A 26,407-nucleotide genomic window follows, 5' to 3' on the forward strand; every position below is an offset into this window, starting at 1 on the left:
CGATTCCCGACAGGGGGCGCCGCCCCAGGCAGCCGAAGTGCTGGTAGAGCCCGGTGCGACGTCCGAGAGGTGTTGACTGACATGCCCCAACGGCCTGCAACCGACAGCCCGGCGTACGGACCGCTCGACCCGCTCGGCCACCACCGAGGCCCGGTCGGCCGGACCCTGCCGGACGCCCCCGACGCCCTGACCGCCGACGCCCCGACCGCCGACGAACTGCGGCTGCCCGCGCAGGCCACAACCGACCGGCACGAACCCGCCGTCCCCGCCCCCGGGCCGGTCGGCGGCCACTCCGGGCACTCCGGCCCGGCCCCGCAGAACGGCCAACTCGCCGCGCTCATCGAGGAAGCCGGCTTCTCGCACGCGGGCCTGGCCCGCCGGGTCGACCAGCTCGGCCTGGAACACGGCCTCGACCTGCGCTACGACAAGACCTCGGTCACCCGCTGGCTGCGCGGCCAGCAGCCCCGCGGCGCCACCCCCGCGCTGATCGCCGAGGTCTTCACCCGCCGCCTCGGCCGCCGCCTCACCGCCCAGGACCTCGGCCTGGACGCCTGCGCCCCGGTGTACGCGGGCCTGGAGTTCGCCGAGACCCCGCAGGAGGCGGTGGACATCGTGGCGAGCATGTGGCGCAAGGACAACGGCCCGCAGTCCGAACTGCGCCGGATCGCCTTCACCCCGGCGGGCCTGGTCGTCCCCAGCCGGGACTGGCTGATCGGCCGCACGGACGAGCGCGTCGCCCGGGACGGCTCGACGATGGCCCGCCCCGATGTCGCCACCGGCCCGCCCACCGGTCCGCCCGCCGCCACTGCCGGTACCACCGGCACCGCGGCATCCGCCGTGACGGCAGCATCCGCAGCGTCCGCCGCGCCCGCCCAGAGCGTGCCCCCCGCGCCCGGCGCTCCCCCTCCGAGCCCGGCGCGCGGCCAGGCCCACCACGGGGCCCCCGGCATGCGCCCCGTGCCGGGCGCGGCCGGCCCCGCCGGGCCCACCATCGGCCGGGTGCCCACCCAGAGCCGGCGCCCGCCGACCGCCGTCGAGCCGCCGTACACCGAACCGGCCCGCGAGTCGCGCCCCGCCCTGCGGGTCGGCCGCGGCGACATCGCCGCCATCCGCGCCGTCGGCGACCTCTTCCGGGCGCTCGATCACGCCTACGGCGGCGGGCACGCCCGGCAGGCGCTGGTCCGCTACCTGGAGAGCGAGGCCGAGCCGATGCTGCGCGGCCGCTACGGCGAGCAGATCGGCCGGGCGCTGTTCGGCGCCGTCGCCGACCTGACCAGGCTGGCCGGCTGGACGTCCTTCGACATCGCCGCGCACGGCCTCGCCCAGCGCTACTTCGTCCAGGCGCTGCGCCTGTCCCAGGCCGCCGGGGACCGCGCGCTCGGCGGGTACGTCCTGGTGACGATGAGCCAGCAGGCCGTCCACCTGGGCCACGGCCGGGAGGCCGTCCAACTGGCCAGGGTCGCCCAGCAGGGCGTGGGCACCGCCGTGCCGCCGGTGGTCCAGTCGCTGATGCACGCCGCCGAGGCGCGCGGGCACGGCCTGCTGGGCGACGTCCGGGCCTGCACCACCGCCCTGGTGCGCTCCGAGCGGGCGCTGGCCGCGGCCCGGGTCGGCGACGAACTGCCCTCCTGGGCGCGGTACTTCGACGAGGCCCAGCTCTCCGACGAGTTCGCCCACTGCTACCGCGACCTCCAGCAGTGGCGCACCTCCGCGCAGCACGCCGAGAAGTCGTTGCGGCTGCGCTCGCCCGCCTACGCGCGCAGCCGGATCTTCTGCCGGCTGGTGCTGGCCACCGCCCGGCTCGGCATGGGGGACCTCGACGAGGCCTGCACCATGGCCACCGACGCGCTGCGGGCGGCGGGGGAGATGCGCTCGGCCCGCTCGCTGGAGTACGTCCGGGACTTCCACCGCCGCCTCACCCCCTACCGGGGCAGCCCGGTGGCCCGCGCCTTCGAGGAGACGGCCCGCCAGGCCGGCGTGATCTGAGGACCTGTCGAAGAGGGGCCGGTCGGGCGAGCCCCGGCGGCCCTGGAAACCCGTCCGGCCCGGGTCCGCCCCGGGCCGAAGGGCCCGTCCGCCCGGCACCGGCTCCGGCTCCGAGTGCCCCGGCGGCGGGTAGGACCGCCTCGGCGACGGGCGGGGGCGAAGCGGCTCACCAGCTCTCGGCCCGGACGCGCGGCTGCCCGGCCTCCGGTGCGGGCGGCCGGACGCCGCCGCGCACCCGCTGCGCCACCAGCGGGAACACCAGCACCGAGAGCAAGCCGGCGCCGACCAGCGCGGCGGCCGTCGAGGACGGCAGGTGACCGTCGTCCACCTCGATGGTGGTGATCACCACGACCAGCGGCAGCGCCGTCGCGCCGTAGAGCCCGAGCGCCGTGCGGTCCCGTCGGCCGAGTCCGGCCGGGGCGAGCAGCCCGGCGGGCAGCCCGCGCACGGCCAGGAGCAGCAGCAGGAACACCGGGACGAGCAGTATCGTGCCGGGGTCGTCCAGCAGGGCGGACAGGTCGAAGTTCATCCCGCTGACCACGAAGAACACCGGCACCAGGAAACCGAAGCCGATGCTCTCCAGCTTGGCCTCGATCACCTCCTCCTCGGCCCGGCGGATGTCGGAGAGCAGCAGCCGGGAGACGATCCCGGCGGTGAAGGCGCCGAGCAGCATGTCCAGGTCGAGCCAGATCGCGGCGGCCACCATGACGGCGAGCACCAGGATCACCGCCCGGACCGCGAACTGCCCGGAGGTGCGCAGGGTGCGCTCGATGAGCCGGGTGGCCCAGCCGGGCCGGGGGCGGCGTGCGCCGAGGACCGCGACGGCGGTGATCACCGCGAAGGCGCCGAGGATGACGGCCGTCCGGACCGGGGAGTTGCCGCTGAGCAGGATGGCGATCGCGATGATCGGCCCGAACTCGCCGACCGCCCCGGTGGCCATCACCAACGATCCGAAGGGGGTGGGGAGTTCGCCGGAGTCGCGGAGGATCGGCAGGATGGTTCCGAGGGCGGTGGTGGTGAGCGCGAGCCCGGCGAAGGCGCCGTTCAGCGGGTCCCGGTTGACCAGCGCGCCCACGCCGAGCGCCGCCACGAGCGTGACCAGCCACGCGGTGCCCGCCCGTTTCAGCGGGCCGCCGCGCAGCTTGGCGAAGTCGATCTCGTACCCGGCCAGGAACATCAGCATGGCCAGGCCGAACTGGGAGAGCGCGTTGACCAGGTCGTCGACGTGCGCCCAGTTCAGGACGTCGGGGCCGATCAGGACGCCGAGCAGGATCTCGAACACGACGGTCGGGACGGCGATCCACCGCAGCAGGCGGTCGGCGAGCAGCGGCGCGGCGACGGCCGCGGCGGGGATCAGGATCAGGGCCACCGGCTGGACGGCGGCGCTCACCGCGCAACCGGCCGTACGGTGTAAATCATCCGATGAGCGGTCATGTCGGCATCCTGGCATGTCGCCGCTCCGTCACCCACCGGCAGGTCGTCAGCGTGTCCCCGGAGCCAGACCCGGAGCCCACCGGGCCGGGAGCCGGAGCCGGACCCGGAGCCCGCCGGACCGGGAGCCGGACGGGGAGCCGGGCCGGGAGCCCGCAGGCCAACCCCGCCAGGCTCAGGCCGCCGCCTCGGCCTCCCGGGCGTTGGTCGGGACGCCGAGGTCGCGCAGCACGGCCTGCGCCGCCCGCCGCCCGGAGACCAGCGCGCCCTGCACGGTGCTGGTGTCCCGGTGGTCCCCGGCGACGTACAGCCCGGCCAGCACCCGCACCGGGCGCCGGGGGTTGTGCGGCGGCGGCATCGCGGGCAGCGCGTCCGGGACGTGCCGCACGTTCAGGAACTGCCAGCCGGTGGTCGAGGCGCCGTACAGCTCGGCGAGCCGGACCCGGACCGCCGGTTCCAGCCCGGCCGGGCCACCCGAGTCGAAGGAGCGCCGCCCGAGCACGGTGGTGGCGATCAGTGCCTGCCCGGCAGGGGCGTACGAGGGGTGCAGTTCGCTGAGCACCAGGGAGTGCGAGACCAGCGGCGGCTGCCCGCCGGGCCGGTCGCCGTCGAGCAGCAGGACGGCCTCACCCAGCGGGGTGCGGTCGGCCGCGTGGTAGAAGGTCGTGACGGGGTGGAAGTCCGGCAGCCGTAGCCCGGGCAGCAGTTCGGCGGCGGAGCGGGCGTCGGTGGCGAGGACGACGGCCTGGGCGCCGATCCGCCCGTGGGTGGCGGTCTCCACGCCGTCGGCGGCGATCGAGGTGACCTGCACCCCGGTGCGTACGGTGCCGGCGGGCAGGGTGGTGGCCAGCTGGGCCGGCACGGCCGCGATCCCGCCGGCGGGCAGACAGAGCCGCCCGCGCGCGTAGGAGCGCAGGACCAGGTCGGCGATCCGGCTGCTGGTGCCGAGGGCGGGGTCGCTGAGCAGCGCGCTGAGCAGTGGCCGTAGGAAGCCGTCGAGGGTGCGCGGGGCGAGCCCGTGGCCGGCCAGCGCGCGGGCGGTGGTGGTCTCCGGGCGGGCCTTGAGGCGGCTGGCGGGGGTGGTGGCGAGCCGGCCGAGCCAGCTGCCGAGCCGGGCCTTGTCCAGCGGGCTGCCGAGTGGGGCGCGGGTGGCGGCCTGCCGGGCGGTGGTGAGCTGCGGGTCCCCGGTGCGGTAGCGCCGGCCGCCGCTGTGCACGAGGACTCCGGCCGCGAGTGGGCGCAGGTCGAGGCGGTCGAGGTCGAGGACGCGGCGGAGTTCGGGGAAGGCGGTGTTCAGCAGGTGGCTGCCGTCGTCGAGCCGGAATCCGTCCAGTTCGCGGGTGGCCATCCGGCCGCCGATCCGCTCCGTGGCCTCAAGGATCTGCACGGTGAGGCCGCGGCCGGTGAGCGTGCGTGCGGCGGCCAGGCCGGCGAGTCCGGCGCCGATGACGATGACGTCAGGGTCGGACGGGCGGCGGGCGCGGCGGGTGAAGTCGTATGTGGGCACTGGCGTGCTCCCTCCCTGGTCCCGGGGCTCCGGCCGACGCAGGCAGCGGGGTGCCGGGACACGGTCCGACGGTGTGATGCCCAGTCAGTGTGAGCATCAGACAAGCGCATCGGGCCCGATCCAAGGGGCGAGAGGGGGCGCGCGGCACCGGGCGGGAGCGCGGTCACGGACAGTGCGCCGTTGGGGCCGGGTTCCGGGGTCGGCGGGCGCGCACGGTCACCGGGGGCGTGCGACGCGCCTGGTGTGTGCTCCCATGCGCCCCCTCCCGGAGCCCCGTCCGACCCCCACCCGATCTCCGCCCGGCATATGCCCCTGGCCAGGGCGAATGCCGTAGCCACCGTACGCAGCGGGACGTACCGGAGCCCTGCGGCGGAGCCCGCACCGGAGCCCCGCGGCGGACGGCAGGGCTCCGCGACGCCGGTCGCCCCCAGCGTCACTCACAGCACCGTGCGCACCATCCCGGCGCCACTCACAGCGCCGCGCGCACCGCCACTCACAGCGCCACTCACAGCGCCGCGCGCACCGCCGCGTCCACGTCCGGGTGCGCGAAGCGGAAGCCCGCGTCCAGCAGCCGCCGCGGCACCACCCGGTGGCTGCCGACCACCTCGACCGCCAGCTCGCCGAGCACCACCTTGAGCACCGCCTCCGGCACCGGGAACGGGGTCGGCCGCCGGAGCACCCGCCCGAGCGCCGCCGTCAGCTCGGCGTTGGTGACGGGGTCGGGCGCGGTGAGGTTGACGGCGCCGGAGAGGTCGTCCCGGTCGATCAGGAACCGCAGCGCGGCGACCTGGTCGGCCAGTGAGATGAAGCTCCAGTACTGCCGTCCGTTGCCGAGCCGCCCGCCCAGCCCCAGCTTGAACAGCGGGAACAGCCGCGCGCCGGCCCCGCCGGCCGCGGACAGCACCATCCCGGTGCGCGGGTGGACGACCCGGATGCCGGCCAGCTCGGCCGGCCGAGCGGCCGCCTCCCACTCCACGCAGACCTCGGCCAGGAAGTCGTCGCCGGCGGGGGAGTCCTCGTCGATCACCCGGTCGCCGGTCTGCCCGTACCAGCCGACGGCGGAGGCGCTGACCAGCACCCGGGGCGGCTCCTTGAGCGCGGCCAGCGCGACGGCCAGCGTCTCGGTGCCGAGTGCCCGGCTCTCCCGGATCTCCCGCTTGTAGGCGTCCGTCCAACGGTGGTCGCCGACCCCGGCGCCGGCCAGGTGCACGACCGCCTCGACCCCGGCCAGTCCGTCCTGCTCGACCTGGCCGAGCAGCGGGTTCCAGCCGATGGCCGTGCTGCCGTCGGGCTGCGGGCCCGTCCTGGAGCGGCGCCGGACCAGCCGGACCACCTCGTGGCCGTCCGCCAGCAGGGAGCGGACGAGAGCCGAACCGATCAATCCCGTGGAGCCCGTGACAGCGATGCGCATGCGTCCATCCTCCCAGTTCCTCAAGCCCTGTCATGTCGGCATGCGCCTCATTAGCATGACGCGCATGCACGAGGACAATCTGATCATCCGCCCAGCTCAACCCGAGGACGAGGGCGAACTCGCCGTTCTCAACCGTGCCGCCTGGTCCCCGCTGGCCGACGTCTCCCCGCAGCCGCCCGAGGAGGACGGCGTCTTCGACGAACGGCACACCCCGGAGCAGTACCTGGTCGCCCTCCTGGACGGCCGGGTGGTCGGCTACGTCCGCCAGGTCCCGCCGACCCCGCTGGCCAGCAACCGGCACGTCCGGCAGATCCAGGGCCTGGTCGTCGACGGCACGGCCCGCGGCCGGGGTGTCGGCCGGCGCCTGGTCGAGGCGGCTTGCGAGGCCGCCCGGGCCGCGGGCGCGCGCAAGCTGACCCTGCGGGTGCTCGGCTGGAACGCCCCGGCCCGCCGCCTCTACGAGGGCTGCGGCTTCGTCGTCGAGGGCTCGCTGGCGGAGGAGTTCCTGATCGACGGGTCCTACGTGGACGACATCTGGATGGCCCGCCGCCTGGCGGACTGACCCGCCCGACCGGCCTTGCCGGCCGCCACATCTGACGAGTGGTCAGATGTGGCGGGTGGTGCAGAGTCGTGACCGATCCGCTCTGTCTGGACCAGCACCCCGCCGGGTACCGTACGGCCGTGAGCAACTCGACGCCCCCCGGGTGGTACCCGGTCCCCGGTGCGGACGGCACCCCCGGTCACGAGCGCTGGTGGGACGGCAACGCCTGGACCAGCGAGCTGCGCCCGCTCCAGGGCGGCGTCGGCCACCTCGCCGACGCCCCCACCCAGGGCTGGCAGCCCCCCGGCCGGCAGCCCGGGTACGGCTACGGCGGTCCGCAGGACGCCCCCGGCTACCCGGGCAGCGCCCCCGCCCCGGGCTACGGCTACCCGGGCCAGGACGGCTACTACCCGGCCCAGGACGGCTACCCCGCCCAGGGCGCGGGCTACGGCTACCCGGCGCCGGGCTACCCGCCGCAGCAGCCGGCGCCCCGCCGGATGAGGCCCGGCCTGGTCGTCGGCATCGCGGTCGCCGTCCTCGCCGTGGGCGGGATCGTCGCCGGGATCGTGCTCAGTGGCGGCTCCCCGCAGGCCGACCCGGCCCCGAACCCGACGGTCACCATCACCCGGAGCGGCCCCGCCCCGAGCCCCACGGTGGGCACGTCCGCCCCGACGCCCGCGCCCAAGCCGGCGCCGACCGTCAGGAGCACCGTCCCGGACGCCCAGCACGCGATCACCGTCCCGGTGTTCGACGGCTGGGACGTGGCGCCCAACTCCCCGCACTCCACGGTCTACCTGGGCACCGGCCGCTACACCTGCCCGGACGGCAGCTCCTGCATCCGCGGCCAGTTCTCGGTGGAGAAGGACACCGTCCAGGGCGTCACCGCCAAGACGGCCGCCGAGGCCACGATGCCCGCGTACGCCGGCCAGATCTTCACCGGGATCAGCTCGCACACCGACTCCGGCTCCGGCTACACGACCGTCGCGGGCGTGTCCGGCTACGCCGTGCGCTGGCACATCCGCACCGCGGACGGCACCCAGGGCTACGTCCTGCTGGCGGCCGTCCCGGCCAAGGGCGGCGGCTTCGTGGTGTTCGAGGGCGGGGTGGACGACACCCCGAGCGCGCCGGACGCGTCCGTGCTGGACCAGATCCTCAAGGGCGTCAAGCAGGACGGCACGTCCGGCGGCGGCAGCACCGCCTGACGCGTCCGGCCCCGCTCATGCCGTGGGCGTGTCTGACGCGTCCTAATCCCCGTAGCGCTCCCAGAGCTTGGGAAACCGTTTCGCCATGACGTCCGGGTCGTCGAAGTCCAGCGCGGCCCCGGCCGGTCGGCCGGACTGCCGCCCGCCCACCTCGGGCAGCGGAAGTCCGGTCAGCTGCTCGTACGCCTCGTCGGCGGCGTAGCCGAGGTCCTCGGCCTCGCCGTCCTCCTCCTCGTCGAACTCGGGCAGCAGGTCCGCCAGGTCGTCAGGCTCGAACAGGGCGCCCTCGAAGACGTCCCGGCCCTGGCCGATCAGCCAGCAGCGGAAGTAGTCGAAGGTGTCGTCGGAGGCGCCGTCCAGCAGCAGGTAGGCGGCGCCCCAGAGGTCGTGGCGGTAGGCCCGCTGGAACCGGGCCTCGAACAGCCGGGCGAAGTCGATGACGTCGTCCGGGGTCAGCTGGACCAGCCGTTCCACCAGCCGGTCGGCCTGCTCGTCCGGATCGCCGTCGGCGTCCTCCCGGGTCTCGTCGATCATCTGCCAGAAGTCGGTCTCGTCCATCACCGCTCCAGCATCCCCGTTCGCAAGCCCCCGCGCATGCCATGGCCCGGCGAAACGCTGGTGATGTTCGACGCAGCCAGGCGCGGCCCGAGACAACCGGACGCGGCCGGAAGCAGGCGGACAGCAGGCGGGCCCGGGCAACGGCGGAGCCCCGCGCCGTCCAGGGACGACGCGGGGCTCCGTGCAGCCGAAACCGCGGACCGGCAGAGCCTTACAGGCCGAGCTCGACCTCGAACTCGCCGGCCTCCAGGATCTCCTTGACCGCGACCAGGTAGCGGGCGGCGTCGGCGCCGTCCACCAGGCGGTGGTCGTAGGAGAGCGACAGGTAGGTCATGTCACGGATGCCGATGGCGGTGCCGCCGTCGGCCTCGATGACCACCGGGCGCTTGACGGTGGCACCGATGCCCAGGATGGCGACCTGGTTCGGCGGCACGATCACGGTGTCGAACAGCGCACCGCGCGAGCCGGTGTTGCTGATGGTGAAGGTGGCGCCGGACAGCTCGTCCGGGGTGATCTTGCTGTCGCGGACCTTGGCGGCCAGCTCGGCGGTCTTCTTCGAGATGCCGGCGATGTTGAGGTCGCCCGCACCCTTGATGACCGGGGTCATCAGACCCTTCTCGGAGTCCACCGCGATACCGATGTTCTCGGTGTCGAAGTAGGTGATGGTGCCCTCGGCCTCGTTGATCCGGGCGTTGACGACCGCGTGGGTCTTCAGCGCCTGGGCGGCGGCCTTGACGAAGAACGGCATCGGGGACAGCTTGACGCCCTCGCGGGCGAGGAAGCCCTCCTTGGCCTTGCCGCGCAGCGACATGATCTTGGTGACGTCCACCTCGACCACGCTGGTCAGCTGGGCCTGCTCGTGCAGGGCCTTCAGCATGTTGTCGCCGATGACCTTGCGCATGCGGGTCATCTTGACCGTCTGGCCGCGCAGGGCGGACGGCGCGGCGGCGGCCTTCGGCGCAGCGGCCGGAGCGGCGGCGGCGACCGGGGCCGGGGCGGCCTTGGCGGCCTCCGCGGCGGCGACGACGTCCTGCTTGCGGATGCGGCCGCCGACGCCGGTACCGGCGACGGAGGACAGCTCGACACCGTGCTCGGCGGCGAGCTTGCGCACCAGCGGGGTGACGTAGGCGTCACCGGCGTCGGCCACCGGGGCAGCCGGCGCGGCCGGGGCGACGGGAGCCGGAGCGGCGACCGGAGCGGGCGCGGCCGGGGCAGCCGGAGCGACGGGGGCCGGGGCAGCCGGAGCCGGAGCGGCCACCGGAGCGGCGACCGGAGCCGGGGCGGCGACCGGAGCCGGAGCGGCCACGGGGGCCGGGGCGGCGGCGACGGCACCCGCGGCACCGATCAGCGCGAGCTGGGCGCCGACCTCGGCGGTCTCGTCCTCGCCGACCAGGATCTTCACCACGACACCGGCGATCGGCGACGGGATCTCGGTGTCGACCTTGTCGGTGGAGACCTCGAGCAGCGGCTCGTCGACCTCGACCGTCTCACCCTCGGCCTTCAGCCAACGGGTGACGGTGCCCTCGGTGACCGACTCGCCCAGCGCGGGCAGCAGGACCGGGGTGGCGTCGGCAGCCGGAGCGGCAGCCGGAGCCGCCGGGGCGGCAGCGGCGACCGGGGCGGGGGCGGCGGGCGCCTCCACGACCGGGGCCGGGGCGGCGACGGGCGCGGCCTCGGCGACCGGGGCCGCAGCGGCGACCGGGGCACCGGAGCCGTCGTCGATGATCGCCAGCTCGGCGCCGACGTCGACGGTCTCGTCCTCGCCGACCTTGATCGAGGCCAGGATGCCGGAGGCCGGCGACGGGATCTCGGTGTCGACCTTGTCGGTCGACACCTCGAGCAGCGGCTCGTCGACCTCGACACGCTCACCCTCGGCCTTCAGCCAACGGGTGACGGTGCCCTCGGAAACGCTCTCGCCCAGCGCGGGCAGTGTTACTGAGACCGCCATGGTTTCAGCGACTCCTATCAAGTCTTGCGTACTGGAAATGGGGGGTGGTGGCGTGATCAGTCGTGCGCGTGCAGCGGCTTGCCGGCCAGCGCCAGGTGCGCCTCGCCCAGGGCCTCGGACTGGGTCGGGTGCGCGTGGATGAGCTGCGCGACCTCGGCCGGCAGGGCCTCCCAGTTGTAGATCAGCTGAGCTTCGCCGACCTGCTCGCCCATGCGGGCGCCGACCATGTGGACGCCGACCACGGCGCCGTCCTTGACCTGGACGAGCTTGATCTCGCCGGCGGTCTTCAGGATCTTGCTCTTGCCGTTGCCGGCCAGGTTGTACTTGAGGGTGACGACCTTCTCCTTGCCGTACAGCTCGACGGCCTTGGCCTCGGAGATGCCGACGGAGGCCACCTCGGGGTTGGAGTAGGTCACGCGCGGGACGCCGTCGTAGTCGATCGGCACCGGCTTGAGGCCGGCCAGGCGCTCGGCGACCAGGATGCCCTCGGCGAAGCCGACGTGGGCCAGCTGCAGGGTCGGGGCGAGGTCGCCGACGGCCGAGATGGTGGGCACGTTGGTGCGCATGTACTCGTCGACCAGGACGTAGCCGCGGTCCATCGCGACGCCGTTCTCCTCGTAGCCGAGGCCGGACGAGACCGGGCCGCGGCCGATGGCGACGAGCAGCAGGTCGGCGTCGATCTGCTTGCCGTTCTCGGTGGAGACGCGGACACCGGCCTCGGTGTACTCGACGCCCGAGAAGCGGGCCTTCAGCTCGAACTTGATGCCGCGCTTGCGGAACGCGCGCTCCAGCAGCTTGGAGGAGTTCTCGTCCTCCAGCGGGACGAGGTGCGGCAGCGCCTCGACGATGGTGACCTCGACGCCGAAGGACTTCCAGACCGAGGCGAACTCGACGCCGATCACGCCGCCGCCGAGGATGACGGCCGACTTCGGGATGCGGTCGAGCTTGAGGGCGTGGTCCGAGGAGATCACGCGGTTGCCGTCGATCTCCAGGCCCGGGATCGAGCGCGGCACGGAGCCGGTGGCCAGGACGATGTGGCGGCCCTCGATGCGCTGGCCGTTGACGTCCACCGAGGTCTGCGAGGAGAGCTTGCCCGCGCCCTGGATGAAGGTGACCTTGCGCGAGGCGACCAGGCCCTGGAGGCCCTTGTACAGGCCGGCGATGACGTCGTCCTTGTACTTGTGGACGCCGTTGATGTCGATGCCCTGGAAGGTGGCCAGAACGCCGAACTCGGCGGCCTCCTTCGTCTCGTCCGCGATCTCGGCGGCGTGCAGCAGAGCCTTGGTCGGGATGCAGCCGCGGTGCAGGCAGGTGCCGCCCAGCTCCCCCTTCTCGACCAGGGCGACGCTCAGGCCCAGCTGAGCGGCGCGGAGCGCCGCGGCGTAACCGCCGCTTCCGCCTCCGAGAATGACTACGTCGAAAACGGTGCTGGCGTCGTTCGCCACGTCACGTCCTCCATGCAATGGGGTGGGTCGCCGGGCCGGTCGCGGTCCGGTGGGTCGGAAGCCTTTGTGAGGCGCCCAGTCGTGCCGGAAATACATCTTCGCACTTGTTCGCGGTGGCTGATGTCCGGGTCCACCCCAGGGGTGTCCCACAGAGCGGTCACCGGGGCGGGAATACCCCCGACGGAAGGGCATCATTGCAGCTCAACGCGGGGTTGACAGCCGCCGGACGGGCGTCGGCGCGGCCCTGCGGCGCCACCTCTTCCGCAGGGTGGAACAAAGTTTCGCCCGCAGCGAACAGAGGTGCGGGGCGGGGTCCCGGCCTACTCGCGGGTAACCGGCGCCGGCGCGCGAACGCCGACGGGGGCCCGGCGCACGCGCGCCGGACCCCCGTCGACTCGGTGCCTGATCAGGCCTTGTTGCCCGCCGCGGTCTGCTCGGCGAACCGGACCAGGGTGCGAACCGCGCTCGCGGTGCCGCCCTTCGGGGTGTAGCCGAACGGCGCGCTCTCGTGGAACGCCGGGCCGGCGATGTCCAGGTGCGCCCAGTCGATGCCCTCGGCCACGAACTCCTTCAGGAACAGGCCGGCCACCAGGCCGCCGCCCATCCGCTCGCCCATGTTCGCCAGGTCGGCGATGGTCGACTCGGTCATGCCCTTGCGCAGCTCGGCCGGCAGCGGCATCGGCCAGGACTGCTCGCCGACCTCGCCCGAGACGGTGTGCAGGGTCTCGCGCAGCTCGTCGTTGTTGGACATCACGCCGAAGGTGCGGTTGCCCAGGGCCAGCACCATGGCGCCGGTCAGGGTCGCCACGTCGACGATGACGTCCGGGTTCTCCTCGCCGGCGCGCACGATCGCGTCGGCCAGCACCAGACGGCCCTCGGCGTCGGTGTTCAGCACCTCGACGGTCTTGCCGCCGTACATGCGCAGCACGTCGCCGGGGCGGGTGGCGGAGCCGGACGGCATGTTCTCGGCCAGCGCCAGCCAGCCGGTCACGTTGACGGCCAGGCCCAGGCGCTTGGCGGCCACCACGGCGGCGAACACGGCGGCGGCGCCGGCCATGTCGCACTTCATGGTCTCGTTGTGGCCGGCCGGCTTCAGCGAGATGCCGCCCGAGTCGTAGGTGATGCCCTTGCCGATGAAGGCCAGCGTGGCCTTCGCCTTCGGGTGGGTGTAGGCCACCTTCACCAGTCGCGGCGGGTTGGCCGAGCCGTTGCCGACGCCCAGCAGGCCGCCGAAGCCGCCCTTGAGCAGCGCCTTCTCGTCCAGCACCTCGACCTTGAGGCCGTGCTCCTTGCCGGCCGCCTGGGCGATCGCGGCGAAGCTCTTCGGGTTCAGGTCGTTCGGCGCGGTGTTGACCAGGTCACGGGCCCGGTTCATCTCCTCGCCGACCGCGGCGGCGCGCTCCACGGCCGCCTTGGCGTCCTTGCTGCCCTTGCGGGGGGCCAGCACGACCAGCTCGCCGACCGGCTCCTTGCCGCTGCCGTCGGCCTTGTAGGTGCCGAAGGCGTACGAGCCGAGCAGGCCGCCCAGCGCGACGGCCTCGACCTCGTCCGCGGACTCGGTCGGCAGGGCCAGCGCGGCCTTCTTGGCGCCGGCCAGGGTGCGGGCGGCGACACCAGCGGCGCGGCGCAGCGCCTCCAGCTGGTAGCCGGCCTCGGCGGCCTCGCCGAGGCCGACCGCGAGCACGAGCGCGGCCTTCAGGCCGGCGGGGGAGGGCACCTTGACGGCCTCGCCCTCGGCGCCGGTCGCGCCCAGGGTGCTGAGGACCTCGGTCAGCTTGCCCTCGAACGCCTCGTTCACGGCCTCGGAGCCGGGGGCCAGCACGATGCCCTTGGGGCCCTTGGCGACACCGACCACCAGGGCGTCCGCGCGCAGCGAGGCGGCGGAGGAGGTGCTCACAGACAATGCAGTCACGTAATGCGTCCTGTTCTTTCGCGGTCCACGGCCGGTTGCGGCGAGGCTGCCGCACCGGCGCAACCCGCCGTCGCAGGCCGGACCGCCCGGCACGCTCCGGGTCCGGGCCCCCTGGCGCGCGCACCCGCGCAGGTCGCGGCCACGCACACCAGAGGCCCCGGCTCCTCGGGTCACGCCGGGCGGGCAGGACCTGCGACGGTGCAGGGCTGCGGTGCTCCCCGCATGGTAGTCCGCATGGTGGGATCACGCGCCGCCCGGTATCAGCCGAGCAACGCCAGGGCGAACAGCGAGGCGGTCGCGGCGGTTTCCGCCATCGCGCCGAGCACGTCCCCGGTGATTCCGTCGAACCGCCGTACGCAGCGCCGGAGCAGCAGCTGGGCGCAGCCGACGCCAAGCACAACGGACAGGGGGAGACGGAGGATTGACGATCCGTCAAACAGTCCGAGTGCGGCCAGGGCGAGCGCCGCGGCGGCCGTCCCCGCGACCGCTCCGGCGGGTGCCACGGTGCCCGCCACCATCGCGCCCAGGCCGCCCGGCCGGGCGGCCGGCACCGACCGCAGGCAGCCCCAGGCGAGCGCGCACCGCGCGGTCACCGCCGACGCCAGCACCGCGAGCGCGCCGCGCGTGGTCGACTCGGCGAACTGTCCGGCCAGCGCCGCGATCTGGGCCAGCAGCACGAGAACGAGGGTCAGGACGCCGAACGGGCCGATGTCGGACTGCTTCATGATGCGCAGCGCGTCCTCGGCCGGTTTCCCGCTGCCCAGGCCGTCGGCCACGTCCGCCAGACCGTCCAGGTGCAGCCCCCGGGTGAGCGCGGCCAGCACCCCCACCGCCGCCACCGCCCCGAGCAGCCCGCCGGCCCGCCAGGCCACCAGCGCCCCCGCCCCGGCGCCCGCCGCGCCGAGCACCAGCCCCACCACCGGGGCCGCCGTCATCGCCCGCGCCGCCGCTGCCCGGTCCCACCGCTCCACCCGCACCCGCAGCACGGACAGCGTCCCGAACCCGAACCGGAGCCCCTCGGCCCAACTGGCGCCCTGCACGACGTGTTTCCCTCCGAACGGAAGCGCCCCGTCCGATGTGCCGGACGGGGCGCCCATGATCCTGGTGCCACGGGTTGCTGCGGGTTCCTACAGCCGCCGCAGCAGGTCCGCCGCCGACGGCAGCTTCGGCTGCTCCTTCGGCGCCGACGGCACGAACGGCCGCGGGGCCTCGTCCGCGAGCGCGTCGCCCGCCGCCTGGAGCAGAGGTAGGGCCAGCAGCGCGCCGAGGCCCTCGCCCATGGTGATCCCCTGGTCCTGCAACGGCGTCAGGGTGAGGCGGTCGTAGGCCTTGGCCTGGGCGGGCTCGCCGCTCGACTGCCCGGCCCGCCACCACTCCGGCGCCCGGAAGGCGATCCGCTGCGCGACCAGCGCGCAGGCCGCCGAGACGACGCCGTCCAGCACCACCGGGAGCCGTCGCGCCGCGGCCTGGAGCAGGAAGCCGGTGATCGCCGCGAAGTCGGCCCCGCCGGTGGCGCCGAGCAGCGCCAGCTGGTCGCCGAGGACGGGCCGGGCCCGCCGCAGGGAGTCGCGGATGGTGGCGCACTTGACCATCCAGACCCGGTCGTCGACGCCCGAGCCGCGCCCGGTGACGGTGGCCGCGTCCGTTCCGCACAGCGCGCCGACCAGGACGGCGGCGACGGTGGTGGCGCCGACGCCGAGGTCGCCGAGCAGCACCAGGTCGGTGCCGGCGTCGGCCTCCTCGTCGGCGACGGCCATGCCGGCCCGGAAGGCCCGCGCGGTCTCCTCGGGGGTGAGCGCGTCCTCGACGTCGATCCGGCCGGAGCCGCGCCGGATCCGGTGGGTGACCACGTCGTCCGGGAAGTCGGCGGGGTCGGCGTCCACCGCGACGTCGACGACCCGCACCTCGGCGCCGTAGCGCCGGGCCAGCCGGGTGACCGGCGCGGTGCCGTCCAGGACGGCGCGCACCCGCGCGGCGGTGCCGCCCTTGGCGGGCAGCCGGGACACCCCGAGCGCGGCCACGCCGTGGTCGGCGGCGAACAGCAGCACCTTGGGGGCCGACACCGGCCGCACGGGGGATCGCCCCTGTACGGACGACAGCCAGCTGCCCAGCTCCTCCAGCTTGCCGAGCCCGCCGCGCGGCCGGCCGGCCTCCTGCCAGCGTTCCTCGGCGGCCCGTCGGGCGCTCTCGTCGGGGCGCTCGACGAGCGAGGAGAACGTATCGAGATCCACGGTCGTGTCCATCGTCCGGAAGGCTACACGCCGCAGATGTTCAGGCGGCGGCTGGCTTGACGGTCAGAACCTGCCCGGCCACGACCAGCAGCACACGCTCGGAGGCGTCCGCCACGGCCATGTTCAGCCGGCCCAGGGTGTCGCGGAAGCGCCGGCCGGCGGCGGTCGCCGGGACGACGCCCATCCCGACCTCGTTGCTGACCGCGACGGCCGTGCGCCCGGTGGCCGCCCAGGCCCGCGCCAGGGCCTCGCAGCGCCGTTGGACGGCGGCCTCCCCGCCCGCCGCCCAGACCGCGTCGTCCCAGGCGCCGCACTCGTCCATCACGGCGGTCAGCCACAGCGCCAGGCAGTCGACCAGCACCGGCGCCGGGTCGGTCCGGTCGGCCAGCACGGCCTCCAGGCCGCAGGTCTCGGCGGTGCGCCAGCTCGCCGGCCGCCGCTCGCGGTGCAGCGCGACCCGCTGGGCCCACTCGGCGTCGCCGTCCCGGGCGCCGCCGGTGGCCACGTACAGGACGTCCGGGTGGTCGGCGAGCAGCTGCTCGGCCCGGGTGGACTTGCCGGAGCGGGCGCCGCCGAGCAGCAGCGTGCGGGGGAGCGGGTGGTGGATCGCCATGCCGCCCATCCTGCCCGACCGGGCATCCGGACCGTCCGGCCAGGCATACGGAAGATCGGGCCGGGCAGGCTAAGGTGCGCAGCACGCAGGCAGCGTCGTCGGTGGGAGGAACCGGGCATGGTCTGGACGTGGCGGTACGAGAAGGCGGACGGCACCGCGGTGGTGCCGGAGGGCGCTCAGGAGGAGTTCGCCGGTCAGGGGGACGCCGAGACCTGGATCGGGGAGTCCTGGAAGCAGCTCGCCGAGGACGGCATCGACACGGCGGTCCTGCTGGACGACGACCGGGTGATCTACTCGATGAGCCTGCACGAGGCGTAACCGCCGTCGCGGGGCCGCTACTTGGCGCCGACCACGTGCAGCAGCGCGGCGACCTGCCGGTACGGGTCGGTGCGGCCGGCCCGGTCCTCGGCCTCCAGCAGCTGGGCGAGCTGCCGCCCGTCCACCGGCGGGGTCGCGTCGTCGGGCGCGTTGTCGGTGAAGACCCGTACGCCGTACCAGTGCTTCAGCGGCACCGACACCTCGGAGAGGGTGACGGTGAGGTCGGCGAGGCGGTCGGCGCGGGCGGCCAGCCCGAGCCGGTTGTAGTACCGGTCGCTCTCGAAGGCGTGAAGGGCGGCCCGCCAGTCCCCGGCGGCGGCGGGCCGCAGGGCGAGCGCGTCGCGGTTGCGGACCAGCAGCGAGAGCAGCCCGCCCGGGGCCAGCAGCCGGGCCAGCGAGGCGATCATCGGGTCGGGGGCGGGCAGGTACATCAGGACGCCGTGGCAGAGCACCACGTCGAAGCTGCGCGGGCCGAACCAGCGCCCGCACTGGTGGGCGTCGCCGCTGAGCAGTTGCAGCCGGCCGGCAACCTCCGGCGGTTCCTCGGCGAGCGCCCCCTGGGCGACGCCGAGCGCGACCGGGTCGGAGTCGATGCCGGTGACGTAGTGGCCGGCCCGGGCCAGGCGCAGCGCCTGGGTGCCCTGGCCGCAGCCGATGTCGAGGACGCGCTGCGCGGTGCGGCCGGCCAGCTGCTCGGCGAGCTGCCGGGAGACCAGTTCCTGGCGGACGAAGTTGCGCAGTCCGCCGAGCCGGTCCAGCCAGGCGCCGGTACCGCCGGCGAAGGAGCCGCTGCGCGAGGGCAGCCGGCGCTCCTGGCCGATCCGGTCGTGGCCGCCGTCCCCCTGCCCCGGCAACGCGTACAGGCCGGGCCCCTCCCAGGAAGGGGGGGCCCAGCCGGAGTCCACCGGTTCGGCGGTCAGGGCTTCTCTCCGCGCCGCACCTGCGGCTTGGGCAGTCGCAGCCGGCGCATCTGCAGGATGCGCATCAGGCCGTAGGCGACCGCGCCGCGGGTGTTCTGGCCGGCGAAGCGCTCGGCGAACTGCTTGCGCAGACCGAAGCCGAGGCGGACGAAGTCCAGGATCACCAGCACGAAGAACAGCAGGAACAGCAGCGTGGACAGCAGCTGGATGGCGGGCACCTTGATGATGCTCAGCACCAGGATGACCACGGCGGCGGGCAGGAAGAACTCGGCGAGCGACCAGCGGGCGTCCACGTAGTCGCGGGCGAACTTGCGCACCGGGCCCTTGTCACGGGCCGGCAGGTGGCGCTCGTCGCCCTCCAGCAGCGCGGTGCGCTGCTTCTCGCGCTCGGAGCGCATCCGCTCGCGGGCCTGGCGGGCGGCCTCCTTGCGGTCCTTGGGCACCGTCACCCGGGTGCGCCGGTTGGCCTCGGCCTCACTGCGCTTGGGCGTTGGCCGGCCCTTCTTGGCCTGGGGGTGGCGGGTCTCGTCCGGCTTCTCCAGCACGGTGGCGGAGGCGGCTGCATCATCTGAACGGCGTCGGAACACACCACCAGCGTACGGGGTGCCGGGCGGCTTCTCGGGGTCCCCTCGGACCCAAACGCGTATCAATCCGCGAGGTCGGCGCCCGCCGGGGTTTCCCGGCCCCTTCCCGTAGGGGATCAATCGGATGGACTATGGAGGGGATGAGAGGCGGATCCACCCGGGGGAGGAGGAACTCCGCTGGTCGCTGTAGCAGTCTTGTAGCAGGCAGGTGCACTGCGGCGACGGGCTCGCTGCACATACACTCGTCGTGTCTGGTATCGAGATAGAGACCGCAGGCCGGAGAAGGGGGCACCCGAGGCCCATGAGCGACGGAATCATGAAGCGTATGGGGTTGATCTTCCGCTCCAAGGCGAACAAGGCCTTGGACCGGGCGGAGGATCCCCGAGAGACGCTCGACTACTCCTACCAGAAGCAGCTCGAACTGCTGCAGAAGGTACGGCGTGGCGTCGCGGACGTCGCGACCTCGCGCAAGCGCCTGGAACTCCAGCTGACCCAGCTCCAGCAGCAGTCGGCGAAGTACGAGGACCAGGGCCGCAAGGCGCTGTCCCTGGGCCGCGAGGACCTCGCGCGCGAGGCGCTGACCCGCCGGGCCAACATGCAGTCCCAGATCACCGACCTGGAGACGCAGTACCAGGCCCTCCAGGGCGAGGAGGAGAAGCTCACGCTCGCCTCCCAGCGGCTGCAGGCCAAGGTGGACGCCTTCCGCACCAAGAAGGAGACCATCAAGGCCACCTACACCGCCGCTCAGGCGCAGACCCGCATCGCCGAGTCCTTCTCCGGGATCTCGGAGGAGATGGGCGACGTCGGCCTGGCCATCCAGCGGGCCGAGGACAAGACGGCCCAGATGCAGGCCCGGGCCGGTGCGATCGACGAGCTGCTGGCGTCCGGTGCGCTCGACGACTCCAGCGGTCTCGGCCGCAAGGACGACATCGAGGCCGAGCTGGAGCGGGTGGCCGGCGGCACCGACGTCGAGCTGGAGCTGGCCCGGATGAAGGCCGAGCTGGGGGGCCCGTCCTCCGGTCCGGCCGCGATCGAGCAGGGCAATTCGCAGCAGCCGCAGGCCCAGCCGCAGCAGGACACCCCGCGCATCAACTACAACAAGTGATCTGAGCTCCATCCCACGAACCAGGGAGACGCACGGCATGATCATGAGGGTCATGGGTGAGGGGCAGTACGAGGTGGGCGAGTCCCACCTGAACCTGCTCAACGAGCTCGACGCCGAGCTCGTCACCGCAGTGGAGTCGGGGGACGCGGAGCACTTCCGTCGGGCCTACGGCAAGCTGCTGGACGCGGTGAAGCAGTTCGGCACTCCGGTGCCGCTGGATTCACTGGCGCCGTCCGAGCTGATCCTGCCGAGCGCCGAGGCGACGATCGACGAGGTCCGCGAGATGTTGATGGCCGACGGCGAGGGTGTGATCCCGGGCTACCCCGAGTAGCCGCCGCGGCCGGTGCCAGACGAAAGGGCGGGTCCCCTCCGGTGGGAGGGGACCCGCCCTTCGTCGTGTCCCGGCGGCCGGGCCGGCTACGGCAGGGCCAGCATCCGGTCCAGCGCCGCCTTGGCGTACTTCTCGGTCTCCGGGTCGACGGTGATCACGTTCGGCACCCGGCCCTCGACCAGCGACTCCAGCGCCCAGACGAGGTGCGGCAGGTCGATCCGGTTCATGGTGGAGCAGAAGCAGACCGTCCGGTCCAGGAAGACGATCTCCTTGTCCGGGTGGGCCTTGGCCAGGCGGCGGACCAGGTTCAGCTCGGTGCCGATGGCCCACTTGGAGCCGGGCTCGGCGGCGTCCAGCGCCTTGATGATGTACTCGGTCGAGCCCACCATGTCGGCGGCCGAGACGACCTCGTGCTTGCACTCGGGGTGCACCAGCACGGTGACGCCGGGGATCCGCTCGCGCACGTCGTTCACCGAGTCCACGCTGAACCGGCCGTGCACCGAGCAGTGGCCGCGCCACAGGATCATCTTGGCGTCCCGCAGCTGCTCGGCGGTCAGGCCGCCGTTCGGCTTGTGCGGGTTGTACAGGACGCAGTCGTCCAGCGAGAGGCCCAGATCGCGCACCGCGGTGTTGCGGCCGAGGTGCTGGTCGGGCAGGAACAGGACCTTCTGGCCCTGCTCGAAGGCCCACTCCAGGGCGCGTTCGGCGTTGGAGGAGGTGCAGATGGTGCCGCCGTGCTTGCCGGTGAAGGCCTTGATGTCGGCGGAGGAGTTCATGTACGAGACCGGGACGGTGACGTCGGCTATGCCGGCGTCGGTCAGCACGTCCCAGCACTCGGCGACCTGCTCGGCGGTGGCCATGTCGGCCATCGAGCAGCCGGCCGCGAGGTCCGGGAGGACGACCTGCTGGGCGTCGCCGGTCAGGATGTCGGCGGACTCGGCCATGAAGTGCACGCCGCAGAAGACGATGTACTCGGCCTCCGGGCGGGCCGCCGCGTCCCGCGCGAGCTTGAAGGAGTCGCCGGTGACGTCGGCGAACTCGATCACCTCGTCGCGCTGGTAGTGGTGTCCGAGGATGAAGACGCGGTCACCGAGCGCGGCCTTGGCGGCGCGGGCGCGCTCGACGAGGTTCGGGTCGGAGGCCGGGGGGAGGTCGCCGGGGCACTCGACGCCGCGCTCGCTGTTCGGGTCGGCCTCGCGGCCGAGCAGCAGCAGAGCGAGCGGCGTCGGAGTGGGGTCGACGCCGTGGGTCTCGGTGATGGTGGTGGTCACGGGCGGGTGCCCTTCTGTGCGGCCGATCAAGCCTGAAGCCTTTTCGTCTATCTGACGCTATCTATGATAGCCGGTTGGTGTCAGAGTGACGATGGCCATCCTGTCGATGTGACGAGAACCGCTCGCCGAATCGGACCCTGGCGGAACCGGATGACCGTTTTGGGGTGGTCCTCGCGTGGCCGAATCGATATCCGGCCGGGCCCGGGTATGGCTGAGGCCATGAAGGCAATCGCGATCAACCGCTACGGCGGCCCCGAAGTCGTCGAGTACACCGACCTGCCCGACCCCAAGGTCGGTCCGGACTCGGTCCTGGTGCGGATGCGGGCGGCCGGGGTGAACCCGGTGGACTGGAAGATCCGGGACGGCGCCCTGGACGGCCTGCTGGACGCGCACTTCCCGCTCGTCATGGGCTGGGACCTGGCCGGCGTGGTCCGCGCCGTCGGCGGCGGCGTCACCGAGTTCGCGCCCGGCGACGAGGTCTACGGCTACGTCCGCAAGGACACCGTCGAGCACGGCACCTACGCCGAACTCGTCTCCGCCCCGGTCCGCACCCTCGCCCGCAAGCCGGCCGCACTGGACTGGGCCCAGGCCGGCGGCCTGCCGCTGGCCGGGCTCACCGCGCTGCAGAGCCTCAAGGCACTGCGGCTGCGGGCGGGGGAGACCCTGCTGGTGCACGCCGCGGCCGGCGGGGTCGGGCACCTGGCCGTCCAGATCGCCCGGGCCCTCGGAGCCCGGGTGATCGGCACCGCGGGCGAGCGCAACCACGACTACCTGCGCGGCCTCGGCGCCGAGCCGGTGCTCTACGGCGAGGGCCTGGCCGACCGGGTCCGGGCGCTCGCCCCGGGCGGGATCGACGCGGCCCTCGACCTGGTCGGCCACGGCGCCGTCCCGCTCTCGGCGAGCCTGGTGGCGGACCAGAGCCGGATCGCCTCGATCACCGACTTCGGGGTGAAGGCCCTCGGCGGCCACTACGTCTGGGTCCGCCCGGACGCCGCGGACCTCGCCGAACTGGCTGCGCTGGCCGACGACGGCCGGCTGACCGTCACCGTCGCCTCCACCTTCCCGCTCTCCCAGGCGGCCTCCGCCCAGGCGCTCAGCGCCGAGGGCCGCACCCGGGGCAAGATCGTCCTGCTGGCCGACTGACGGCGGACTGACGCCGGACTGACGGCGGACCGGCTGCCGACCGGCGGCGGACCACCGACGGACCACCGGCCGTCATCTGCCAGCGGTGAACTCGCTCCTGACATCCGCCAGAATGGTTGGCGAACCGTTTCGGCAGCCGCCCCTACCGCCCTCCGTCCGAGGGCCCGCCGCCCGAGGCCGCAACCGACCCGTACGACCCGTGGAGCCCCGCACCGATGACCAGCAGCCGAGCGCACGAGGTGGTCGGGACCGACCTGGACGAGACCGACCGGCTCCTGCTCGCCCGGCTCGGCCGCGACGGCCGCGCCTCGTACGCCGAGATCGGCCTCCAGGTCAACCTCTCCGCCACCGCCGTGCGCCGCCGGATCGACCGGCTGCGGGCGCGCGGCGTGGTGCGGGGCTTCACCGTGGTGCTCGACCCGTCGGTGCTCGGCTGGCAGACCGAGGCCTTCGTCGAGGTCTACTGCCGCGAGCGGACCGCCCCCGAGGAGATCCTCGCCAGCCTGCGCCAGTTCCCCGAGGTGGTGGCCGCCTGGACGGTCACCGGCGACCCGGACGCCCTGGTCCACCTGCGCGCCGCCGACATGCGGCACCTGGAGGCCGTCATCGAGCGCATCCGCCGCGAGCCCGGCGTCCAGCGCAGCCGCTCCTCGGTCGTCCTCTCCCAGCTCATCGGCTAGGGCGCGCCCTGGCCCGCCGGCCCCCGTCCGGCCCCCTCCGGCCGGTGCGCAGGAATCCTGCGCGGACCGGCCCGAAGACGCCCGAAAGCTGCCTGACCAGCCGGGTTCCGACGCGCGGCGAACCCCTCCCGCTGCCTACGCTGATCACGTCCGGTCCACGCGGTGAACCGCCCCGCCGACCGGGCATCCCCCGACACCCCACAGCCGAGAGGGACAGCCGTGTCCGCAGCCCCCGACCGCATGCACCGGCCCGACAACGAACTGGTCGACCTGGTTTTCGACTACATGCGGGACCGGCTGCAGTACGACCCCGTCCCGCTCGACCACCCCGGTGACGGCGAGCACCTGCGCGCCCAGCTGGCCGGTCTGCTGAACGCGGACGGCAACGCCCCCGCCGACGTGCTCAAGCTCTACGACCACGAGCTGTCCCGCGCGGTGATCTCCGCCGACAGCCCGCGCTACCTGTCGTTCATCCCGTGCGCCCCGACCAAGGCCGCGCTGCTCTTCGACATGGTGGTCTCCTGCGCGTCCCTGCAGGGCATCTCCTGGCTGGAGGCGGCCGGCGCGATCGCCGCCGAGAACCAGGTGCTGCGCCTGATCGCCGACCGCGCCGGCCTGCCCGCCTCGGCCGGCGGCACCTTCGTCTCCGGCGGCTCCGCGGGCAACCTCTCCGCCCTCGTCGTCGCCCGCGACACCGCCCGCCGCAAGCTTGGCGTCGGGCCGGAGGCGCGGCTGCGGATCGCCGTCGCCGACCAGGTCCACTCCTCGGTCAAGAACACCTTCAACATCATCGGCGTCGAGGCCTTCAAGGTCCCCACCGTGAACCGCCGGTTCACCGGCGAGGCGCTGCGCGCCGCGCTGGCCGCCGACCCGAACCCGGAGACCGTCATCGCGGTCGTGGGCACGGCCGGGACGACCAACGAGGGCATCGTCGACGACCTCAAGGGCCTGGCCGAGGTCGCCCGCGAGCGGGACCTCTGGTTCCACGTCGACGGCGCCTACGGCGGCGCGGGCCTGTTCGCCCCCTCGGTGCGCGAGCGCTACAACGGCATCGAGCACGCCGACTCCTTCGTCGTCGACCCGCACAAGTGGCTGTTCGCCCCCTTCGACTGCGCCGCGCTGATCTACCGCAACCCGCAGCTCGCCCGGGCCGTGCACACCCAGGACGCCTCCTACCTCGACGTCCTGCACACCGAGGGCGACGAGTGGAACCCCACCGACTACGCCTACCACCTCACCCGGCGCGCCCGCGGCCTGCCGCTGTGGTTCTCCCTCGCCGTCCACGGCACCCAGGCCTACACCGACGCCATCGAGGCCGGCCTCACGCTCGCCCGGGACACCGCCCAGCTCATCCGCGACACCGACCACCTGGAGCTGCTGTTCGACCCGCAGCTCTCGGCCGTCTGCTTCAAGCGCAAGGGCTGGACCAACGAGGACTACTACCGCTGGTCGCAGCAGCTGCTCGCGGACCAGATCGGCTTCGTCACCCCCACCGGCTGGGACGGCGAGACGGTCGCCCGCTTCGCCTTCCTGCACCCGGGCACGACGATGGACATGGTCCGGGAGATCCTGGACACCATGGCCTGATCGGCCCCCGGTGACCCGTGGCCCCCGCCGGAGCAGGCAGCCGGCGGGGGGCCCGTCGTCCAGTCGTCCAGTCGTTCCGTCGTCCCGTGGTTCAGAGGAAGGCGCCGCTCGGCAGGTACGGCGCCGGCGGCCGCATCCCGCGCAGCCCGACGAAGCCCCGGCTCCGCGGGGTCAGCCCCACCTCCAGGCCGACGTCCAGCGCCCACTCCTGCTCGGCGGTCAGGAACTCCACGCGCGCCTCGACCCCGTCCGGCACCCGGGCCAGCGCCTCGCGCAGCAGCCGGGCGGCGATCCGCTTGGTGGTGGCCGCCAGCAGCTTCACCTCGCCGCCGTCCCGGTAGCAGTAGCCGCTGCCGGCCAGCGCGTCGGCGATCAGCAGTTCCTCGAAGTGGCCCAGCATCAGCTCGTGGTCCGGGCCGTGCGCGGACCCGCGCAGCCGCCGGTCCACCGAGTCCAGCAGGTGCCGGTGGACGGCGCCGCCCCGGTGCACCGGGATGTCCCCCGGGTCGAGCAGCCCGGCCCGGTCCACCCGCCCGGTCAGCCGCATCGCCGGGTGCAGGGTGAACCCGGCCAGCCGGTAGCGGCGGGCCGCCGCCGGGGACGCCGACGCGCAGACCATCCCGCGCAGGCAGCCCCGCGAGTGTGCCGCCGCCCGTTCCAGCAGCAGCCGCCCGACGCCCTTGCCCTGCGCCTGCGGCCGGACCGCGAACAGCGACGGCGCCCACAGGCCCTCCCGGCGCATCGACAGCACCGCGCCGACCGGCTCCCCGCCGCTCTCCGCCAGCCAGCAGCCCTCCGGATCGGTGCGTGCCAGATGTCTGGTCCGGGCGAGCTGCAGCGGGGTCCGTGCGGGCGCCGGACCGGGCAGGGCCGGATCGGCGAACGCGGCGAGGGAAAGCTCCTGGACGGCCTCCGCGTCGGCGGCGGTGTCCCTGACCTGGCGCAGGATCATGGCCACCATCCTGGCGTCCGCGGGTCCGGCCCGGGGCCGGTTCCCCGGATTCCGCGGCTCGGGCGGTGACCCACCCTCCCGGGTTGTGCGAGCATGGGGAGCGTAGGGGACGCGGGTGGCACACCCGGCCCACGGAAATTCCGCCACCAGCAAGCCGACGAAGACAATCGCCGTTCGGGAAATGAATCCGGACGGCCGTTGGTTGGCACTGGGGGCAAACCGTCGTCAAAGACCGGGAGAAAGCAGATGACCGTCCAGGACGAGACCACCGTCGAGAGTGGCATCCTCCTTACCGATGCCGCCGCGGCCAAGGTCAAGGGCCTGCTGGAGCAGGAGGGCCGCGACGACCTCGCACTTCGCGTCGCCGTCCAGCCCGGTGGCTGCTCCGGCCTGCGTTACCAGCTGTTCTTCGACGAGCGCTCGCTCGACGGCGACGTGCTCAAGGACTTCGACGGTGTCAAGGTCGTCACCGACCGGATGAGCGCCCCGTACCTGGGCGGCGCCACCGTCGACTTCGTCGACACCATCGAGAAGCAGGGCTTCACGATCGACAACCCGAACGCCACCGGCTCCTGCGCCTGCGGCGACTCGTTCAGCTAGGCAGCACCGCTCGACGCTCGTTCGAGCCGCAGTACGGAGGCGGCCCCGGGGGCTCGACGACCTCGCCGAGGCCCGGCTGATCCTCACCCGCGCCCCGGTCCAGCTCGCCGAGGCGCCGGCCATCTCGCTGA

General features: G+C 73.8%; 23 protein-coding genes and 1 pseudogene. 10 read left to right on the forward strand and 14 right to left on the reverse strand.

Annotated features, from left to right (window positions below):
- The first annotated feature begins 81 nt into the window (after positions 1-81).
- Complete coding sequence (locus tag AB0O82_RS06960) at positions 82-1,986, forward strand: regulator (protein WP_363580941.1); 1,905 nt, start codon at positions 82-84, stop codon at positions 1,984-1,986.
- 166 nt (positions 1,987-2,152) lie between these two features.
- Here the strand turns inward: AB0O82_RS06960 and AB0O82_RS06965 are convergent, their stop codons facing one another.
- The 3 genes from AB0O82_RS06965 to AB0O82_RS06975 all read right to left on the reverse strand — a co-directional run bounded on the left by AB0O82_RS06965 (position 2,153) and on the right by AB0O82_RS06975 (position 6,335).
- Positions 2,153-3,376 carry a cation:proton antiporter gene (locus AB0O82_RS06965; protein WP_363580943.1) on the reverse strand — a complete coding sequence of 408 codons (1,224 nt, stop codon included), beginning with the start codon at positions 3,374-3,376 and terminating at the stop codon, positions 2,153-2,155.
- 216 nt (positions 3,377-3,592) lie between these two features.
- On the reverse strand, positions 3,593-4,924 hold the full coding sequence (locus AB0O82_RS06970; protein WP_363580944.1) for an NAD(P)/FAD-dependent oxidoreductase: 1,332 nt from the start codon (positions 4,922-4,924) through the stop codon (positions 3,593-3,595).
- A 505-nt stretch (positions 4,925-5,429) separates the two neighbouring features.
- Complete coding sequence (locus tag AB0O82_RS06975) at positions 5,430-6,335, reverse strand: TIGR01777 family oxidoreductase (protein WP_363580946.1); 906 nt, start codon at positions 6,333-6,335, stop codon at positions 5,430-5,432.
- Positions 6,336-6,399: 64 nt separating this feature from the next.
- Here AB0O82_RS06975 and AB0O82_RS06980 point away from each other — a divergent pair, with 64 nt between their 5' ends.
- A complete protein-coding gene (locus AB0O82_RS06980; protein ID WP_363580948.1) occupies positions 6,400-6,897 on the forward strand; it encodes a GNAT family N-acetyltransferase in 498 nt (165 codons plus the stop codon).
- A gap of 119 nt (positions 6,898-7,016) precedes the next feature.
- Positions 7,017-8,078: a DUF2510 domain-containing protein gene (locus AB0O82_RS06985; RefSeq protein ID WP_363580950.1), complete on the forward strand. Its 1,062-nt coding sequence runs from the start codon at positions 7,017-7,019 to the stop codon at positions 8,076-8,078.
- Between the two features lie 42 nt (positions 8,079-8,120).
- On the opposite strand, the gene AB0O82_RS06990 is transcribed toward AB0O82_RS06985, so the two are convergent.
- The 7 genes and pseudogenes from AB0O82_RS06990 to cobU form a co-directional block, all read right to left on the reverse strand.
- Positions 8,121-8,636 carry a DUF4240 domain-containing protein gene (locus AB0O82_RS06990; protein ID WP_350885237.1) on the reverse strand — a complete coding sequence of 172 codons (516 nt, stop codon included), beginning with the start codon at positions 8,634-8,636 and terminating at the stop codon, positions 8,121-8,123.
- 211 nt (positions 8,637-8,847) lie between these two features.
- A complete protein-coding gene (sucB, locus tag AB0O82_RS06995; RefSeq protein WP_363580952.1) occupies positions 8,848-10,584 on the reverse strand; it encodes a 2-oxoglutarate dehydrogenase, E2 component, dihydrolipoamide succinyltransferase in 1,737 nt (578 codons plus the stop codon).
- Between the two features lie 56 nt (positions 10,585-10,640).
- Positions 10,641-12,029 (reverse strand): dihydrolipoyl dehydrogenase, encoded by a 1,389-nt coding sequence (gene lpdA / locus AB0O82_RS07000; protein WP_363580954.1) that lies wholly within the window; start codon positions 12,027-12,029, stop codon positions 10,641-10,643.
- A 406-nt stretch (positions 12,030-12,435) separates the two neighbouring features.
- Entirely contained in the window at positions 12,436-13,941 is a 1,506-nt protein-coding gene (locus tag AB0O82_RS07005) for a leucyl aminopeptidase (protein ID WP_363580956.1), read from the reverse strand.
- A gap of 260 nt (positions 13,942-14,201) precedes the next feature.
- Positions 14,202-14,981, reverse strand: coding sequence for an adenosylcobinamide-GDP ribazoletransferase (locus tag AB0O82_RS07010; RefSeq protein WP_363580958.1), 780 nt, complete (start codon positions 14,979-14,981; stop codon positions 14,202-14,204).
- Between the two features lie 87 nt (positions 14,982-15,068).
- Positions 15,069-16,184: a nicotinate-nucleotide--dimethylbenzimidazole phosphoribosyltransferase gene (locus AB0O82_RS07015; protein WP_363580960.1), complete on the reverse strand. Its 1,116-nt coding sequence runs from the start codon at positions 16,182-16,184 to the stop codon at positions 15,069-15,071.
- Positions 16,185-16,212: 28 nt separating this feature from the next.
- A pseudogene (cobU, locus tag AB0O82_RS07020) lies at positions 16,213-16,767 on the reverse strand (bifunctional adenosylcobinamide kinase/adenosylcobinamide-phosphate guanylyltransferase); the annotation flags it as partial.
- Positions 16,768-16,902: 135 nt separating this feature from the next.
- On the opposite strand from cobU, the gene AB0O82_RS07025 reads away from it, so the two are divergent.
- Positions 16,903-17,103 (forward strand): hypothetical protein, encoded by a 201-nt coding sequence (locus AB0O82_RS07025; protein WP_350886321.1) that lies wholly within the window; start codon positions 16,903-16,905, stop codon positions 17,101-17,103.
- Between the two features lie 17 nt (positions 17,104-17,120).
- On the opposite strand, the gene AB0O82_RS07030 is transcribed toward AB0O82_RS07025, so the two are convergent.
- The gene (locus tag AB0O82_RS07030) at positions 17,121-17,861 is read right to left on the reverse strand and encodes a methyltransferase domain-containing protein (RefSeq protein WP_363580980.1); all 741 of its coding nucleotides are present in this window, start codon (positions 17,859-17,861) and stop codon (positions 17,121-17,123) included.
- A gap of 158 nt (positions 17,862-18,019) precedes the next feature.
- Positions 18,020-18,610, reverse strand: coding sequence for a DUF3043 domain-containing protein (locus AB0O82_RS07035; protein ID WP_350886323.1), 591 nt, complete (start codon positions 18,608-18,610; stop codon positions 18,020-18,022).
- A gap of 298 nt (positions 18,611-18,908) precedes the next feature.
- On the opposite strand from AB0O82_RS07035, the gene AB0O82_RS07040 reads away from it, so the two are divergent.
- Together AB0O82_RS07040 and AB0O82_RS07045 are read left to right on the forward strand one after the other, a co-directional pair.
- Positions 18,909-19,712 carry a PspA/IM30 family protein gene (locus AB0O82_RS07040; RefSeq protein WP_363580962.1) on the forward strand — a complete coding sequence of 268 codons (804 nt, stop codon included), beginning with the start codon at positions 18,909-18,911 and terminating at the stop codon, positions 19,710-19,712.
- A 37-nt stretch (positions 19,713-19,749) separates the two neighbouring features.
- Positions 19,750-20,043, forward strand: a complete 294-nt coding sequence (locus AB0O82_RS07045; protein ID WP_363580964.1) for a hypothetical protein — start codon at positions 19,750-19,752, stop codon at positions 20,041-20,043.
- Between the two features lie 86 nt (positions 20,044-20,129).
- On the opposite strand, the gene nadA is transcribed toward AB0O82_RS07045, so the two are convergent.
- Positions 20,130-21,302 carry a quinolinate synthase NadA gene (gene nadA / locus AB0O82_RS07050; protein WP_363580982.1) on the reverse strand — a complete coding sequence of 391 codons (1,173 nt, stop codon included), beginning with the start codon at positions 21,300-21,302 and terminating at the stop codon, positions 20,130-20,132.
- Between the two features lie 231 nt (positions 21,303-21,533).
- Here nadA and AB0O82_RS07055 point away from each other — a divergent pair, with 231 nt between their 5' ends.
- The 3 genes from AB0O82_RS07055 (at position 21,534) to AB0O82_RS07065 (ending at position 24,724) form a co-directional block, all read left to right on the forward strand.
- On the forward strand, positions 21,534-22,457 hold the full coding sequence (locus AB0O82_RS07055; RefSeq protein WP_363580966.1) for an NADP-dependent oxidoreductase: 924 nt from the start codon (positions 21,534-21,536) through the stop codon (positions 22,455-22,457).
- 215 nt (positions 22,458-22,672) lie between these two features.
- Positions 22,673-23,137 carry an Lrp/AsnC family transcriptional regulator gene (locus AB0O82_RS07060; protein WP_363580968.1) on the forward strand — a complete coding sequence of 155 codons (465 nt, stop codon included), beginning with the start codon at positions 22,673-22,675 and terminating at the stop codon, positions 23,135-23,137.
- A gap of 219 nt (positions 23,138-23,356) precedes the next feature.
- Positions 23,357-24,724: a pyridoxal-dependent decarboxylase gene (locus AB0O82_RS07065; protein WP_244293334.1), complete on the forward strand. Its 1,368-nt coding sequence runs from the start codon at positions 23,357-23,359 to the stop codon at positions 24,722-24,724.
- Positions 24,725-24,815: 91 nt separating this feature from the next.
- Here AB0O82_RS07065 and AB0O82_RS07070 read toward each other — a convergent pair whose 3' ends face one another.
- The gene (locus AB0O82_RS07070; RefSeq protein ID WP_363580970.1) at positions 24,816-25,676 is read right to left on the reverse strand and encodes a GNAT family N-acetyltransferase; all 861 of its coding nucleotides are present in this window, start codon (positions 25,674-25,676) and stop codon (positions 24,816-24,818) included.
- A gap of 246 nt (positions 25,677-25,922) precedes the next feature.
- Here AB0O82_RS07070 and erpA point away from each other — a divergent pair, with 246 nt between their 5' ends.
- On the forward strand, positions 25,923-26,276 hold the full coding sequence (gene erpA / locus AB0O82_RS07075) for an iron-sulfur cluster insertion protein ErpA (protein ID WP_030391519.1): 354 nt from the start codon (positions 25,923-25,925) through the stop codon (positions 26,274-26,276).
- The last annotated feature ends 131 nt before the right edge of the window (positions 26,277-26,407 follow it).

This window comes from Kitasatospora sp. NPDC088264 (assembly GCF_040685715.1).
Classification (GTDB): domain Bacteria; phylum Actinomycetota; class Actinomycetes; order Streptomycetales; family Streptomycetaceae; genus Kitasatospora.

Excerpts from the sequence above, each read along its gene's own strand:
- AB0O82_RS06975 (WP_363580946.1), bottom strand. The coding sequence starts at position 6,335 with ATGCGCATCGCTGTCACGGGCTCCACGGGATTGATCGGTTCGGCTCTC.
- AB0O82_RS06980 (WP_363580948.1), top strand. The coding sequence starts at position 6,400 with ATGCACGAGGACAATCTGATCATCCGCCCAGCTCAACCCGAGGACGAG.
- AB0O82_RS07055 (WP_363580966.1), top strand. The coding sequence starts at position 21,534 with ATGAAGGCAATCGCGATCAACCGCTACGGCGGCCCCGAAGTCGTCGAG.
- AB0O82_RS07025 (WP_350886321.1), top strand. The coding sequence starts at position 16,903 with ATGGTCTGGACGTGGCGGTACGAGAAGGCGGACGGCACCGCGGTGGTG.
- sucB (WP_363580952.1), bottom strand. The coding sequence starts at position 10,584 with ATGGCGGTCTCAGTAACACTGCCCGCGCTGGGCGAGAGCGTTTCCGAG.
- AB0O82_RS07015 (WP_363580960.1), bottom strand. The coding sequence starts at position 16,184 with ATGGACACGACCGTGGATCTCGATACGTTCTCCTCGCTCGTCGAGCGC.
- AB0O82_RS06960 (WP_363580941.1), top strand. The coding sequence starts at position 82 with ATGCCCCAACGGCCTGCAACCGACAGCCCGGCGTACGGACCGCTCGAC.
- erpA (WP_030391519.1), top strand. The coding sequence starts at position 25,923 with ATGACCGTCCAGGACGAGACCACCGTCGAGAGTGGCATCCTCCTTACC.
- AB0O82_RS07045 (WP_363580964.1), top strand. The coding sequence starts at position 19,750 with ATGATCATGAGGGTCATGGGTGAGGGGCAGTACGAGGTGGGCGAGTCC.
- AB0O82_RS06990 (WP_350885237.1), bottom strand. The coding sequence starts at position 8,636 with ATGGACGAGACCGACTTCTGGCAGATGATCGACGAGACCCGGGAGGAC.
- AB0O82_RS07060 (WP_363580968.1), top strand. The coding sequence starts at position 22,673 with ATGACCAGCAGCCGAGCGCACGAGGTGGTCGGGACCGACCTGGACGAG.
- AB0O82_RS07070 (WP_363580970.1), bottom strand. The coding sequence starts at position 25,676 with ATGATCCTGCGCCAGGTCAGGGACACCGCCGCCGACGCGGAGGCCGTC.
- AB0O82_RS07040 (WP_363580962.1), top strand. The coding sequence starts at position 18,909 with ATGAGCGACGGAATCATGAAGCGTATGGGGTTGATCTTCCGCTCCAAG.